This is a genomic window from Pseudomonas asplenii (genome assembly GCF_900105475.1).
GTDB classification, from domain to species: domain Bacteria; phylum Pseudomonadota; class Gammaproteobacteria; order Pseudomonadales; family Pseudomonadaceae; genus Aquipseudomonas; species Aquipseudomonas asplenii.
Genome location: NZ_LT629777.1, coordinates 3,422,861 through 3,437,895, shown reverse-complemented (window position 1 = coordinate 3,437,895; position 15,035 = coordinate 3,422,861). Strand labels below are relative to the sequence as shown.

The window sequence follows — 15,035 nt, the reverse complement described above, 5'->3', positions numbered from 1 at the left end:
GCATGGGAGCCGGCGTTCACATCAATCGGCCAGCCAGCCCTGCTCCCAGTAACGGACGTTATCGCCGCGCAGCATGTAGTCACGCAGGACAATTTCGCGCAACTCGTCACCCATGCGGTAGCTGGCATCGGGATCGGCCAGGTGCATGCGGATGGCCTGGAGCCACTCCTCGGTGGTGTTGGTCCTGATCCGCGTGCACGGCAGGTAGCCGGCGTAGGCCTTGGTGTCGGTGCAAATCACCGGATAGCCACAGGCCCCGTACTCCAAGAGGCGCAGATTGCTCTTGCAGTCATTGAAGGGGTGGAACTCCAGCGGCGCGAGCGCCAGGTCCAGGTTCAGGCTCGCCAGCTTCATCGGGTAATCCTTGAGGTCGATGACACCATGGAACTGGTGCATATACGGCCGCAGTTCTTCGGGGCACATGCCGAAGAATACCCAATCCACCTCGTTGGCCAGCTCACGCACGACATCGGCAATGACCGCCAGGTCGCCAGCGTGACTGGTACCGCCGCCCCAACCCACCCGAGGTTTTTTCGTGGTCCGGCGCTGACTCTGCAGGCCGGTCCACATGCGTGGCGCCAACATGTTCGGCACCACACGGATATCCTGGTGCATCGACGACAACGCATCGGCCAGTGGCTGGGTCGACACCACCACCCGATCGCACAAACTGATACCGCGGCGGATCAGGCGCTCCATCTCATCGCGTTTCGGCAGGTTGCGGATATGACCGTTCTTGCGCGGTGGATCGATGACATAGTCGTCAAGCTCATAGATGCGCCGGGCATTGCTGTAACTCATCAACACCGCGATTTCTTCAATCGGCAGCGCCGTGTAGCGTCCCTGCTGGACGATAACGTCAGGAGACTGGCGCTCGACCTCGATTATCGACGGCAAGGTGTAATAGGTACGGCCAGTTGCCCGCCCGGAGGCTTCCAGTTCGATCAGCGGCTGGGTGATCCGATAATGGCCGACGGCCGAGGCATTGATCGGCAAGGCCATGATCTTCGGCAGATGCCGGGCGGAAAACGGGCTCCAGCCCTCACGCAAGCCCGGCTCCAGACTGAAGCTCGAGCCGTTCAGGCTGTCCAGCGTCAAGCTCGGGTTATAGGCCGGGTCGCGGGCGACAATCGGCAGCCAGCGCTGATAGAAACTCTTTTCCTCATTCTGGCGCAGCACCTGCTCCTCGACGCCAAGCACCACGCCGGGAACGGCTCCCAGAGCCAACTGCGCGAACGGCGTCCACACCACCAGGTGATTGCTCTGGCCGACACGCAGGCAGAAGTCCACCTCGTTGAGGGTGTGGGCAAAACTCTCCTCATCCAAACCGCCGAGACTGTCGAACAGCGACTTGCGCACCAGCATGCAATCGGCACCGACGGCGCTGAGGTCGTGCACTGCTTGCAGCCGGTACATGTAACCGGCCGACTGCATCACCTCGCCGTAGAACGGTAGACCGGCCGGGCCGCGCAGACCGAGAATCACCCCGGCGTGCAGCACGCGCCCTTCAGGACTGAACAGCTTGGCACCGACCACACCGACTTCCGGACGCTGAGCCTGGGCCAGCATTTCATCCAGCCACTGGCCGTTGGTGATCACCGCATAGGGATTGAGCAGCAGCAGGTATTCGCCACGAGCCTGCTGTGCGGCGAAGTTGCGCACCGCCGCCGCATTGCCCTGCTGTGGATAAGACAGCACTCGCAGACGCTCACCGCCCAACTGAGCCATCCCGTCAAACCAGGCCCGGGCCTCGGCACTCTCACTGCCGTTGTCCACCAGCAGCAGCTCGTACTCGGCATAGGCGGTACGCTCCAGCAAGGTATCGATGCAGCGTTGCAAGGCCGCGCATTGATCCTTGCTGACCAGAATGATCGACACCAGCGGGCGATTGGCATGCAGGTACTCGACGCGCGTGAGCGGCGAGTCATCGCCCGAATCGATCCGATGGGCGATGCCCAGGCGATTCAGATGAGCCTCGGTCACCCGCGCAGCGAGCGCCCGCACCTCGGGCGACGACAGCCATTGGGAGAACGAGGACACCGACTCCAGCTGGACCTCGGCAATATGATGCACAACGCAGGTGCCATCGCTTTCCACCATACGCCAGAGCAGATCCTGGGGTGCCAGTTCACCTTGCACGACATCGAATCCGCCCAACTCGACGAAACCCTTGCGCTGAAAAGCCAGCGCCCGCCCGACGTAGGGGTAGCTGCGCATCAGGTCAAGGTTGAAATCCGGCCTGAACACCGGTGCCGCGGACTCACCATCGCGCAAGGCACCTTCATCGCTGTAGGCGCAACGTATCGCCGGCTGAGCGACGATACGCTCGGCCAGCACCAGCAGCGCCGGCTCACGCAAACGATCGCCGGCCCTTAACAGATAGAACCAGTCGCCACCCTCGAGCTGCGGCAACAGCCCATTCAACTGCTCGCGCCAGTCATCCGCCAGTGGCAGGTGGAACACCTTGCCGTCCAGACTCGCTTCGGTACAGGCGGCAGATAGCACCAGTGTCAGCTCTGGCGCATAGAGCTGCTCGTCCAGGCTGCGCAGGGTGATTCCCAGCATGGCACTGCTGCCTTGCTCGTCGATCACCACCGGCACGATCTTCGGCTGCCAGGCCCAACCCGCCAGGGTATCGGCCAGCAACTTCTTCTGCGGTTCAGGCAGGGTCCGGCAGGACAACCACTCGGTATACAACTGGGTGAAGCTGTCGCTGGCGATACCCACCCGCCAAGGCTGGGTGGTCTGCTTGTTGCCCAAGGTACGGCTCAGCGGCAGCTCATCCCATTCGCGTGGCAGACCACAGGCTTTATCCAGTGGCAGGTAGCGCACCCAGCCGGGGGCCGGCGCCGATTCGCCACTGCGCGCCTTGAGCATCTGCACCAGCCACTCCATTTCGGCTTCAGCGGCGTCCTTCATCGCCTGCTGGCGGTTCATGCGCTCCGGGTACAGACGCTCGATGCTCAATACATTGTTCAGCATCGCCAGGCTGCCGCGGCGGAATAGACAGATATACAAGGCCAGGTCGAGCGAGGCGACAAAACAGTGTCCCGGCTGGGTCAGCGCCGGCAGCAGTTCGAGCAGATCGGAACGCCGAAACATCGCACTGGAGAACCCGCCGAAGAAGTTCACCGGAAAGTTCTCGCAGATGGCGAGCAGGTCTTCGCCCTTGAACAACCCGGAGGCCGGCGACAACGCCGTGTTTTCCAGGCGTGATGGCAGTTGCAGGTCGTCGGCATCCCAGAACAGCCGCTGGGCGAGCACCAGGTTGACGTCCGGTTGCTCGATGAAGACCTGAGTCTGCTGCGCGAGGATATCGGGCAACAACTGATCGTCTTCCATCAGGAACTTGATGTACTCGCCCCGGGCTTGCGCCAGACAGGCCTGCAGGTTACCGATATAACCCAACGGCTGCGGGTTGCGGACATAACGCACGGCCTTGCCACTGCGCTCGCTCAGCGTCAGCACCGCCTGCTCGATCTCGTCACCACGGCTATCGTCGCAGACGATGACCTCGAAGTTGCCATACGCCTGAGTCAACAGCCCACCGAGGGCCCTGGAGAAAAACCGTGGATGGGAGGCGGGAATGACGACACTGACAAGCGGCATAGGGTTCACGGCAGGACTCTCGAGCGGAGGGCACCCTTCCGGCCGGAAGGGCCCCTGAAGCCGCTTAATGCAGCGGCTGACAGACAATACTCAAAAACAGGGGACGCTGGCGCGCCCGCCGTCTTCAGATCTTGTTGAACAGACCCAGCTGGCTGATCTTGCTGAAGGCCAGTTGAGCGGCCTGCAACATGGTCTGCTGCAAGGTCAGGCGGGTCATCACTTCGGCGGGGTCGGAGTCGCGGATCGCCTGCTGGCTGCTGGTGTTGGCCAGGGTCAGGCTTTCGTTGGTAGCCAACTGGTTGTCCAGCGCAGACTGACGCGCACCGACAGTCGTGATTGCCCCACCGGTCTTGTCGAACGCACTGTCAATGTTGCTGATCCCGGCGTTCATCGTCGCCAGTTGCTTCTGCTGAGCCACCGGATCGCCATCGACCGGCGTGTTCAGGGCAGTGATCATCGACGTCAGGGTATCGAGGATATTCTGAGTCTGGTGATTGTTGGACTGGACCATGAATTGGTCGCCCGATGCTGCCGCGCCGCTGAACGTGAAGGTGACCCCGGCCGCAGTGATCGTCTGCGCAGCCGGTGGTGCGGCCATGGTGCCCGAGGAGATCGGCTGGCTGTCCGAGGAAACCGGCGTGGCATACACGTCATAGGCACCAGCAGCGCCGAACTTGATCGTCGCACCGCCGTTGGGGAAGGTGCTGGTGTAGGCGGCCTGGTTGGTCGTGGTTGCCCCGGTGACCACCGTGGTCGACGGATTGCCCGCACTGCGGGTCGTGTTGAAGGTGTCCGGCTGCGCGGTCAGCGTAAAGGTATGACCGGCGATCACGGTGTCCGGCACATCACCCGACTTCAGGTTGATGTTCAATGCCAGGTCGATACCCCGGAAGTTTACCGTCTGGTTGGCACCGTTGCTGTTGCTGACGACCCCGTTCTGGGTCGCCTCCGAGGTCACGTCATTACCGGCGCCATCCGTGATCTTCAGCTGCGTGCTGCTGAGGAAGGTCACGGTGTATGGCTGGCCGGCGGTGAACTTGGCGTCGTAGGTCGCGCTGTTGCTGACCAGGCCATTGGACAGGCTGACGCGACCGTCATCCACTGCCGGCGAGGTCAGGGTGGATTGAGTACGCGCGGTATTGATCGACTGCTGGAAAGCATCCCAGCCATTGATATTGCTACCCAGCGACAGGTTGTCTCCGACTTGCAGGCTCAAGGTCGACTGGTCGCCGTTATAGCTGTAGGTGCCATCGGCATTGGCGGTGTACGGCACGCTGCTGGTCTTCGAACCGGCAAACAGGTAGTTGCCGTTGGAGTCCTGGCTGTTCATCAGGCCGAGGATCGCCTGCTGCAGTTGGCCCAGTTCCTGAGCCGCAGCCTTGCGGTCGGCGTCGGTCTTGGTCCCGGTGTTGGCCGCCAGTGCCAGCTCGCGCGCGCGCTGCATCCCGTCCTGGATCGAACTCAGCGCGGTTTCGCTCTGGCTGTACTGGGTTTTCAGTGCATTGGAGTTGGTGCTGTACTGCGTCAGCGCCGCACTCTGCTGGCCCAATTGCAGCAGGCGAGCGGCACCGACCGGATCGTCGGCGGCGGTGTTGACCTTGGTCAGACTGCTGGCTTCGGCCGCACTCTTGAGCGTGTCGTTGTAGCCACGCTGATAGTTGGCGGCGGTCGTTTCGTAATACTGGGCGGTGGAAATGCGCATGAATTACGACTCCTTAAAGACTGTTGATCAGCACGCTGAAGGTTTCCTGAGCCGCCTTGATGATCTGCGACGAGGCGGTGTAGTACTGCTGGTACTTGACCAGGTTGCCGGTTTCCTCGTCGAGGTTGACCCCCGATAACGAGTCCCGGGCGCCCTTGGCGGTGGTCAGCACGGTAGTGGTCGCATCGCTGTCCGACTTGGCCTGGGAAGCCTTGGTGCCGACATTGGAAACCAGCTTGCCGTAGGCATCCGAAAGGCTGATGCCCTTGCTCGAAGTACCGGTATCGACCGTCTGCTTGGTCTGCAGGGCAATCAGGGCCGCGCTGTTGCGGTTGTCCGAGGACGCCGCACCGGTCATCGAAATGGTGTAGCTTTCGCCGGTTTTAGGGTTGCCGCCCACGGTGGTCTGTACCGTGAAGGTCTTCTGCACGGCTGGCGTGACGGTGTTGTCCATCACCGGGTTACCCGACGAGTCGACCATATTGATCTTCAGGTTCAGGGTATTGTTCTGGCCCGGGACGATGGTGCCGGTGCCCATGAGGTTGCCCTTGGCGTCGGTCAGTGTGTAGCTCTGGGTACCGGCCGCCGCGCCAGTACCGGCGGCGGAGAACACGAGTTTGGCTGGCGTGCCGTACTTGATGGCGTCCTGCAACTGCGCGTTGTTGGTCGCGTTGGGGGTGCCCAACTGGTCGACCAGGATCGGCTGGGTATAGGTCCCGCCATTGCTGGCACTGGTCACACCGGTCAGCGGCGCCGCAGCAGCGATGCTCTTGGAGTCGGTCATGACCATCTGGATATCGCTGGCACCACTGCGGGTCGGGGTGACCTTGAAGCTGTCACCGGCGGTCATCGCCGTGGCACTGCTCGGGCTCAGCGTAAAACCGTCAATGACCGGTGCCGGGGTGGTCGTGGTACTGAAAGACCCCATGCTGGTGCCGTCGGAACGATTGACGGTGTAGTCCGTCCCGTTGATGAAAGTCACCTGGTAGTCATAGGTGGTCAGCGCGCCGGTATCACTGATGTTCACGTTCAGATTGCCGGAAGCCGGGTTGTTGGTCGACTTGGCAATGCTGCGCTGGCTGACCAGAGTGGCGCTGTTGATATCGTTGAAGATGGCCGTGCCGAAGTTGCCGTTCTTGTCGATGCCTTGAGTGTTCTGCTTGTTCATCTGGTCGGCAACGACCATCGCAACACGCCCCAGCTCGTTGAGCGAAGGGTTCAGCACTTCGGTGCGATAACGCAGCAGACCACCGATCTCACCACTGCTCACCGTATCGGTGATATCGATGGTGCTGGAGGCACGGTTCAGTTGCAACGCGTAACGGCTCGGATCGTCCTTGCTCGGTACGGCAGCCAGGGTGTTGGTCGAGTTGCCCATGACCAGCGGCTGACCGTTGGCCAGGTAGACGTCATAGTTGGAACCGCGTTCGGTCACCGAGGTACCGACCAGTTCGGACAACTGGCGCACGGCGTCGTTACGTTTGTCCATCAGGTCGTTGGGCGCACCGGCGGACGGAGAAATCTTGGTGATCTGATCATTGAGCTGGGCAATGCTGGTCGCCAGCTTGTTCACCTGGTCGGTCATGTCCGACAGATTGGTGTTGATCCCGGTGTTCTGATCATTGAGCTGCTTGGCAATGGAGTTGAAGCGATCGCTCAAGGCCTTGGCACTGCTCAGGGTGTTCTGGCGGGAAGCGTCATCGGTCGGCGCGGCCGAAACCGACTGCAGGGCGGTGAAGAAGCTCTGCAGGGACGCAGTCATGCCGGTATTGGTGTCGGACAGCATCGAGTCGGTCGGTGTGACCTGGGCCAGGTACGACGAGGCATCGCTGTTGAGCGAGGTCGCGGTGTGCAGTTGCGATTCCAGGTAGGAACTGTAGACCCGGCGCACATCCGCCAGGGTGGTCCCGGTACCGATGAACACGTTGCCATAGCGCTGCGAGGCCGCGGTGGTCTGCACGGTTTGCTGACGCGAGTAACCGGCCGTGTCAACGTTGGCAATGTTGTTACCCGTGGTCGTCAGGGCCGAGCTGGCAGCGTTCAACCCCGTCATCCCGATATTGAGCAGACTCATGATTCAGACCTTATAAATTCGTGGAAGCGCTCGTCGCAGCAGCGTAGTTCTGGTAGCTCTTCATCTGTTTTGCTATTTGCGTGATCTTGCTGGCGTAATCCGGGTCGGTTGCGTACCCGGCCTTTTGCAGCTCACGCACAAACTGTTCTGGTTTATCGGCCGACTTCAGCACATCTTGATAGCGATTATTGCTCTGCAGCAGCGTCACCAGGTCATGGAAACTGTCCTGATAGGAATCATAGGAACGGAATTCCGCTGTTTCCTTGACCATCTGTCCATCGCGGAACTCACTGGTAATTGCCCGCGCCTGAGGTCCCTGCCAACTGCTGCCGGTCTTGATGCCGAACAGGTTGTGGCTGCTGCTGCCGTCCTGCTGGCGCATGACCGACTTGCCCCAGCCGGTTTCCAGCGCAGCCTGGGCCACTAGGTAACGCGGATCGATACCGATACGCTTGGCGGCCTGTTCGGCCATCGGCAGCATGGTTGCGACGAAGTCGTCCGCCGAACTGAACGCACGCTTGGCCGGTGCCAGCGGCGGCTGAGCCACGGCGCGTCCGAAGACCTGCATGCGCGAGGCCGGCACGGCAAGGCTGCGGGCGGCCATGTTGTCGCTCTTGAGCTGCGCATCGGCAGACGCGCTGTTGCGTTCCGGTACGGCATAACCCGCCGCAGCGACCTGACTGGCATCGGCAGACGGTACCAGGCCGGCCAACAGCCGGTCAGTGAGTTTGCTCGGCAGCGAAAGGCGCCGGGCGTTGAGCTTGGCCACATCGTTGTGCACCGTACCGTCGCTTGCGTTGCCGTGAGCAACCCGCGAAGCCCACAAGGCATGCTGGCCATTGGAGCGAGTGAAAGGCGAGCCCGGCGTCGAGGTAACGGTGCCGGCAGCGATCGGGGTTTCCACTGGTGCTGCGGCCGGAGCGTCGGTCGTCCCAGCGGGCGGCCCGACAGTGAGCCCGCTGTCAGATGGACGGGAATGCTTTTCCTTCGACATCTGACGCATCAGCACATCGGCCAGGCCGATACCACCGCCCTGGCGAGACATGGTCACCGCCAGTTGCTGGTCGTACATTTCCTGATACTGCTTGGCCGCCGGGGTATTGAGCGGGTTGTCCTGCCCCAGCACTTCGGTGGCCGAACGCATCGACTTGAGCATCTGGCTGAGAAACAGCGACTCGAATTCCTGGGCAACCTTGCGCAGGTTACCGTCGCTGGTGCGATCGCCGACCTTCAGGTTGTTCAGGCGATTGAGGTCGGTATAGGCCCCCGAGTCGCTGACATTGACGATCCCGCTGTTACGAATATCAACCATGGAATCGACCTCAGATCACGATCAGATCGGCTTGCAGGGCGCCGGCCTGTTTCAAGGCTTCGAGAATCGCCATCAAGTCGCCTGGCGCAGCGCCCACCTGATTCACCGCACGGACGATTTCGTCCAGCGTGGTCCCCGGGCCGAACTTGAACATCGGCTTGGCTTCCTGCTGGGCATTGATCTTCGAGCGCGGCACGACCGCCGTGGTGCCATTGGACAACGGCCCCGGCTGGCTGACGATCGGATCCTCGGTGATGGTCACGGTCAGACTGCCGTGGGTCACCGCCGCTGGCGAAACCTTGACGTTCTGGCCAATCACGATGGTGCCGGTACGCGAGTTGATGATGACTTTCGCCACCGCCTGACCCGGATCGACCTCAAGATTTTCCAGGATCGAGATGTAGTCGACGCGCTGGCTCGGGTCCAGAGGCGCAGTGACTCGCACCGAACCGCCGTCGATGGCCTGGGCCACGCCTGGGCCGAGCATGTCATTGACCTTATCAACAATACGCTTGGCCGTGGTGAAGTCGGAACGGTTGAGGTTCAAGGTCAGGCTGTTGCCCTGATTGAAACCACTCGGCACCGCTCGCTCGACGGAGGCACCACCGGGAATACGACCCGCCGACGGAACGTTGACGGTGATCTTCGAACCGTCACGGCCCTCGGCATCGAAGCCGCCCACCACCAGGTTGCCCTGGGCGATGGCGTAGACGTTGCCATCGATACCTTTGAGCGGCGTCAGCAGCAGCGTACCGCCGCGCAGGCTTTTGGAGTTACCGATGGAGGAAACGGTGATATCGACCACCTGACCCGGCTTGGCGAACGCTGGCAGATCGGCACTGACCGACACCGCTGCAACGTTCTTCAACTGGACGCTGCCGGAGTTGGCCGGCACCTTGATGCCGAACTGCGACAGCATGTTGTTGAAGGTCTGCAGGGTGAACGGGGTCTGGGTGGTCTGGTCACCCGTACCGTTCAGACCGACCACCAGGCCGTAACCGATCAACTGGTTGGAACGTACGCCGGAAATACTGGCGATGTCCTTCAACCGTTCGGCCTGGACACTGAAGGCGGTCGACATCAGCAGCACAGCCGCCATCAGATGCTTGAAATTGAACATGATGGTCGGCACCTAGAAAGGCCAGAGTGGGCTGAGGAAGAAACGGTCGAACCAGCCTGGCTGACTCGTATCGGCGAACGAGCCGGTACCCGAATAGGTGATGCGCGCATCGGCCACCCGGGTAGACGATACGGTGTTATCGGTAGCGATATCGTCAGCGCGCACCAGGCCGGCAATCCGCACCAGTTCGTCGCCGGTATTGAGGGTCATCCACTTCTCGCCACGGACCGCGATGATGCCATTGGGCAACACATCGGCCACGGTGACGGTGATCGAACCGGTCAGGCTGTTGCTCTGGCCGGCCTTGGAAGTACCGTCGGTGGCACGGTTGCCGCTGTAGCCGGCGTTCAGGCTCAGGTCACCACTGCCCAACGGGTTGTTGGTGTTCGGCACGCTGCCAAACAGCGAAGTCAGGCCAATGCTGGTGGTGCTTTTCTTCGACAGGTTGGAGTTGGCGTTCTTGCTGGCCTGGGTGGCTTCGTTCAAGGTGATGGTGATGATATCACCGACCCGGAACGCCTTGCGGTCGCCATACAGGTTCTGTTCGAAACCGGCCTGGTAGATCGAGCCATTGTTCGCCGCAGCAGGCAGCGGAGTGCGTGGCAACACCGGTGCATAGTAGGGGTCATTAGGCTTGGGCGGCGGGCTCACGCAACCCGCCAGCGCAGCCATCCCACTCAGCGCGAGAACAGAAAACAACCGATTCATGACCCTTCCCTCACGGTGTTGCAGGCGGCCCCGAGGCCGCCACATAGACTTGATTACAGATTCTGCGCGACGAACGAGAGCATCTGGTCGGCGGTGGAAATCACCTTGGAGTTCATTTCGTAGGCACGCTGGGTGGTGATCATGTTGACCATCTCCTCCACGGTGCTGACGTTCGAGGTTTCCAGAGTGCTCTGCTCGGTGGTACCGAATCCATTGAGACCTGGCGTGCTGACCTGTGGTGCACCGCTGGCGGCGGTTTCCAGGAACAGGTTGCCACCCACGGCTTGCAGGCCGGCCGGGTTGATGAAATCGGCGGTCTGCAGGTTGCCGATCACTTGCGAGGCCGGGTTGCCGGCGGTGGTGATCGAGACGGTGCCGTCCTTGCCGACGGTGAAAGTCTGGGCGTTGTTCGGGATCACGATGGCCGGCTGCAGGGCAAAACCTGAGGCGGTGACGATCTGGCCGGTGTTGTCCAGGTGGAAGGTACCGTCACGGGTATAGGCCGTGGTCCCGTCCGGTTGCAGGATCTGGAAGAAACCACGACCGTTGACCGCGATGTCCAGCGGCTGGTCAGTGGTCTGCAGGCTACCGGCGGCGAAGTTCTTCTGGGTGCCGACGATACGCACACCGGTACCCAGCTGCAGGCCCGATGGCAGTTCGCTGTCCTGGGTCGACTGGGCACCCGGCTGACGCTTGATCTGGTACAGCAGGTCCTGGAATTCGGCACGATCACGCTTGAAGCCGGTGGTCGAGACGTTGGCCAGGTTGTTGGAAATGGTGGTCAGGTTGGTGTCTTGCGCCGCCAAACCTGTTTTTGCAACCCATAGAGCCGGAAGCATTCTGTTCTCCTTCGTGCGCCTGTTTTACGGCGCTACGTTGTGGTGATTAGCTGATCTGCAAGACCCGAGCCATTGCCTGGTCATCGTCTTTAGCGGTGTTCATCATTTTGATATGCAGCTCGAACTGCTTGGACAAAGCCAGCACCGCAGTCATCTCTTCGACAGCATTGACGTTGCTAGCCTCGAGGAAACCCGACTCCAGCTTGACGTTGGCATCGGCGACCGCCGGCTTCCCGTCCTTGGTGTGGATCATGCCGTCCAGACCCTTGGTCATGTTCTTGGGATCGGGACTGACCAGCTTGATGCGGTCGACCACGGCCACCACACGCGGCCCCTCGCCCATCGAGCGGATGCTGATGGTGCCGTCCTGGCCGACTTCGATCTTCGACTCGGGCGGCACGGCAATCGGACCGGCGTTGCCGATCACCGGCATGCCGTTGCCCGCACGCAGCACGCCCACCGCGTCAATATTCATGCTCGCGGTGCGCACATAGCCTTCACCACCGTCAGGCGTCTGCACCGCCATCCAGCCATTGCCGCCGACGGCCACATCGAGATCACGGCCGGTCTGCTGCAGCGCGCCCGGCGAGAAATCGGTTGCCGGCCGTTCGGACATGGCAAACGCACGCGCCGGAAAGACGTCACCGAACACCGGCATCGAACGGGCCTGTTCCAGGTCACGCTGAAAACCGCTGGTAGAGATGTTCGCCAGATTGTTGGCATGAGCCTTTTGCGCCAGGGCGTTCTGGCTGGCGCCGGTCATTGCCACGTAAAGGTACTTGTCCACAGTCTTTCCTCTTGCTGACGGACGTTTGCCGCCCACCGCTGTACGGCCAGAGCCTTAGCAATTTCTGCACCAACATTTCATTACACCCCTCAGAACCCCGGCCAGCCGGGACCTGGGTGAGCAGGGGCGGTTTCCCAGTGCGCAGACAAAGACGAAAAAACGGCGCGGTTATGCCGCTAGCGGCAACTATCGGTCAGACAGCCCGCTTCACCCAGCCTTCATTCGCTCTTGCCCATGTCGTAGGCCTTGAGCTTGTTGGCGATGGTGGTATGGGAAACCCCCAGGCGCTTGCCCAGCAAGCGGCTACTCGGATGCTCGGAATACAGTCGCTCCAGCACGGCCTTCTCGAACCGCCCGACAATCTCGTCCAGCCCACCCTCAAGGGAAAAATCCCCCAACGGCTGACGCACGCCGTAATCCGGCAGACGGATATGCTCAGCCTTGACCAGACCGCCATCGCACAACGACACCGCCTGGAACAGCACGTTTTCCAACTGGCGAACATTGCCCGGCCAGTGGTAATGGCTCAACCGCTCCATCGCCGCCGGCGCCAGCTTGGGCAGCGGGCAGCCAATCTGCCGGCTGGCCTGATCGAGAAAATGCTCGACCAGCGGACTCAGGCCATCCAGGCATTCGCGCAAGGGCGGAATGTGCAGCGACAGCACGTTGAGCCGGTGGTACAGGTCCTGGCGAAACTCACCGCGACCACACAACTCCGAGAGGTCGACCTGGGTCGCACAGATCACCCGTACATCGAGATAGACTTCTTCATCACTGCCGACCCGACGGAACCCGCCATCCTGCAGGAAGCGCAGCAGCTTGGCCTGCAGCCTCGGGCTCATCTCCCCGACGCCATCGAGAAACAACGTGCCGCCTGCCGTCAGTTCCAGCAAGCCGAGCTTGCCCTCGGCCCGTGCGCCCTCGAAAGCACCAGGGCCGTAGCCGAACAGTTCGGTCTCGGCCATCGATTCCGGCAAGCCGGCACAGTTGAGCGCCATTAACGGCGCCTGTCCGCGCGGGCTGGCAAGGTGGCAGGCGCGCGCCAGCAACTCCTTGCCGGTACCGGTTTCCCCTTCGATCAGCAACGGCGCATCCAGGGGCGCCATGCGCCGGGCCTCGCGGACCACCGCCGCCATCACCCGGGAGCTCTGGAAAATGCTGTCGAAACCGCGCAACTCCTGCTTGCGCACGTTGTAGATCCGCTCACCAACCTGATCGGCGCGGTGCAGCGTCAACACCGCGCCAGCCATCGCCTCGCTGTCCTCATGCTCGGGCTGCAGCGGGGCGATGTCCGCCAGAAACACGTCACCCTTGACCTTGACCCGCAAACCATTGATGCGCGATTTATTGCTGCGCACCAACTCCGGCAGATCGAAGTCCGATGCATAACGCGACAGGGCAATCCCTGGCACCTCATCGACCCGCACCCCGAGCAACTGCGCCGCTGCCCGGTTCGCCGCGACGATGCAACCCGCCATGTCGATGGACAACACCGGAAACTCCAGCGCCCCCAGCAACGCATTGAGCTCCATATGCCGACGCTCGCTGGGCATCAGCCCGACCCGCTTTACCCCAAAAACCCCGGCGATCGTCTCGAAACGGGGCCGCAGGGCCTGGAATTGCAGATTGATCAGATTGGGACAATGCAGGTAGATCGCGTTGCCCTGGTCGCCGCCAACCTCGCCCCGGGCCACGTTGATACCGTAATCCACCAGCAGGTTGAGGATGTCGCGAAGGATGCCGATGCGGTTCTGGCAGTGCACTTTGATACGCATGGAAAAGCCCGGAAAGGTGAACGAGACGGCTCGGTGGGGGTCAGGACGCCCAACCTCACAGGTTTCGCGGCCCCATCCGACAACTTTTTAAGGGACACCGCAGTTTTTCGTAAAGATTACGTGACAGATATCCACAAAACCATCCCGTAAAAATACCGAATACAGAGCAACTCATGAAATCCGTAACGAATACTTTACATATTCGACCCGCATACCGACCAACTGACGCAGGCATCCCCCGTGCATTCCCTGCCCGCCCGGATCAACATCTGGACACGACGCTGCACATAACAAGAATGATCCCTCTAGCAGGAGAGCAGTATGAAGCAGACGCACTACGTGGCTCGCGAGCCCGATGCGCAAGGGTTTATCGACTACCCGCCCGCCGAGCATGCGGTGTGGAACACCTTGATCACCCGCCAGATGAAAGTGATCGAGGGCCGCGCCTGCCAGGAATACCTGGACGGCATCGAAAAGCTCGGCCTGCCCCATGACCGGATCCCGCAACTGGGCGAAATCAACACCGTGCTGGCCAAGACCACCGGCTGGCAGGTCGCCCGGGTGCCTGCGCTGATTCCCTTCCAGACCTTCTTCGAACTGCTGGCCAACAAACAGTTTCCGGTAGCAACCTTCATCCGCACCGAAGAAGAACTGGACTACCTGCAGGAACCGGACATTTTCCACGAGATCTTCGGCCACTGCCCGCTGCTGACCAACCCCTGGTTCGCCGAATTCACCCACACCTACGGCAAGCTCGGCCTCAAGGCCACCAAGGAACAACGGGTGTACCTGGCGCGACTGTACTGGATGACCATCGAATTCGGCCTGGTGGATACCCCGCATGGCCGGCGCATCTACGGTGGCGGCATCCTTTCCTCACCCAGGGAAACGGTCTACAGCCTGTCCAGCGAGCCCGAACACCAGCCGTTCGATCCGCTGGAAGCGATGCGCACTCCTTATCGCATCGACATCCTGCAGCCGGTCTACTTCGCGCTGCCGGACCTCAAGCGCTTGTTCGACCTGGCCCACGAAGACATCATGGGGCTGGTCGAGCAGGCTTTGCAGTTGGGCCTGCGAGCCCCGAAATTCCCGCCCAGGGCCGCCTGACC

10 protein-coding genes are annotated in these 15,035 nt (G+C 61.4%); 1 reads left to right on the top strand and 9 read right to left on the bottom strand.

Going from position 1 to position 15,035, the window contains the following annotated elements; translation table 11 throughout:
• Positions 1-21: 21 nt before the first annotated feature.
• The 9 genes from BLU37_RS15800 to BLU37_RS15760 form a co-directional block, all read right to left on the bottom strand.
• Positions 22-3,618: a glycosyltransferase gene (locus BLU37_RS15800; RefSeq protein ID WP_172833026.1), complete on the bottom strand. Its 3,597-nt coding sequence runs from the start codon at positions 3,616-3,618 to the stop codon at positions 22-24.
• Between the two features lie 115 nt (positions 3,619-3,733).
• Positions 3,734-5,311, bottom strand: a complete 1,578-nt coding sequence (locus tag BLU37_RS15795; RefSeq protein WP_090206384.1) for a flagellar hook-associated protein 3 — start codon at positions 5,309-5,311, stop codon at positions 3,734-3,736.
• 13 nt (positions 5,312-5,324) lie between these two features.
• Complete coding sequence (gene flgK / locus BLU37_RS15790; protein ID WP_090206382.1) at positions 5,325-7,385, bottom strand: flagellar hook-associated protein FlgK; 2,061 nt, start codon at positions 7,383-7,385, stop codon at positions 5,325-5,327.
• 10 nt (positions 7,386-7,395) lie between these two features.
• Positions 7,396-8,697 carry a flagellar assembly peptidoglycan hydrolase FlgJ gene (flgJ, locus tag BLU37_RS15785; RefSeq protein ID WP_090206380.1) on the bottom strand — a complete coding sequence of 434 codons (1,302 nt, stop codon included), beginning with the start codon at positions 8,695-8,697 and terminating at the stop codon, positions 7,396-7,398.
• Positions 8,698-8,707: 10 nt separating this feature from the next.
• Positions 8,708-9,817 carry a flagellar basal body P-ring protein FlgI gene (locus BLU37_RS15780; RefSeq protein ID WP_010449979.1) on the bottom strand — a complete coding sequence of 370 codons (1,110 nt, stop codon included), beginning with the start codon at positions 9,815-9,817 and terminating at the stop codon, positions 8,708-8,710.
• Positions 9,818-9,829: 12 nt separating this feature from the next.
• Positions 9,830-10,525, bottom strand: coding sequence for a flagellar basal body L-ring protein FlgH (gene flgH / locus BLU37_RS15775; RefSeq protein ID WP_090206376.1), 696 nt, complete (start codon positions 10,523-10,525; stop codon positions 9,830-9,832).
• A gap of 53 nt (positions 10,526-10,578) precedes the next feature.
• The gene (gene flgG / locus BLU37_RS15770; protein ID WP_090206372.1) at positions 10,579-11,364 is read right to left on the bottom strand and encodes a flagellar basal-body rod protein FlgG; all 786 of its coding nucleotides are present in this window, start codon (positions 11,362-11,364) and stop codon (positions 10,579-10,581) included.
• Positions 11,365-11,410: 46 nt separating this feature from the next.
• On the bottom strand, positions 11,411-12,151 hold the full coding sequence (locus BLU37_RS15765; RefSeq protein ID WP_090206370.1) for a flagellar basal body rod protein FlgF: 741 nt from the start codon (positions 12,149-12,151) through the stop codon (positions 11,411-11,413).
• Positions 12,152-12,369: 218 nt separating this feature from the next.
• Positions 12,370-13,926 (bottom strand): sigma-54-dependent transcriptional regulator, encoded by a 1,557-nt coding sequence (locus tag BLU37_RS15760; protein ID WP_090206367.1) that lies wholly within the window; start codon positions 13,924-13,926, stop codon positions 12,370-12,372.
• Between the two features lie 321 nt (positions 13,927-14,247).
• Here BLU37_RS15760 and phhA point away from each other — a divergent pair, with 321 nt between their 5' ends.
• Positions 14,248-15,033 carry a phenylalanine 4-monooxygenase gene (phhA, locus tag BLU37_RS15755; RefSeq protein ID WP_090206364.1) on the top strand — a complete coding sequence of 262 codons (786 nt, stop codon included), beginning with the start codon at positions 14,248-14,250 and terminating at the stop codon, positions 15,031-15,033.
• Positions 15,034-15,035: the final 2 nt, after the last annotated feature.

What these genes read in the sequence shown, in the direction of transcription:
- flgK (WP_090206382.1), bottom strand. Translation starts at nt 7,385, where the DNA reads ATGAGTCTGCTCAATATCGGGATGACGGGGTTGAACGCTGCCAGCTCG.
- flgH (WP_090206376.1), bottom strand. Translation starts at nt 10,525, where the DNA reads ATGAATCGGTTGTTTTCTGTTCTCGCGCTGAGTGGGATGGCTGCGCTG.
- BLU37_RS15780 (WP_010449979.1), bottom strand. Translation starts at nt 9,817, where the DNA reads ATGTTCAATTTCAAGCATCTGATGGCGGCTGTGCTGCTGATGTCGACC.
- BLU37_RS15795 (WP_090206384.1), bottom strand. Translation starts at nt 5,311, where the DNA reads ATGCGCATTTCCACCGCCCAGTATTACGAAACGACCGCCGCCAACTAT.
- flgJ (WP_090206380.1), bottom strand. Translation starts at nt 8,697, where the DNA reads ATGGTTGATATTCGTAACAGCGGGATCGTCAATGTCAGCGACTCGGGG.
- phhA (WP_090206364.1), top strand. Translation starts at nt 14,248, where the DNA reads ATGAAGCAGACGCACTACGTGGCTCGCGAGCCCGATGCGCAAGGGTTT.
- BLU37_RS15760 (WP_090206367.1), bottom strand. Translation starts at nt 13,926, where the DNA reads ATGCGTATCAAAGTGCACTGCCAGAACCGCATCGGCATCCTTCGCGAC.
- flgG (WP_090206372.1), bottom strand. Translation starts at nt 11,364, where the DNA reads ATGCTTCCGGCTCTATGGGTTGCAAAAACAGGTTTGGCGGCGCAAGAC.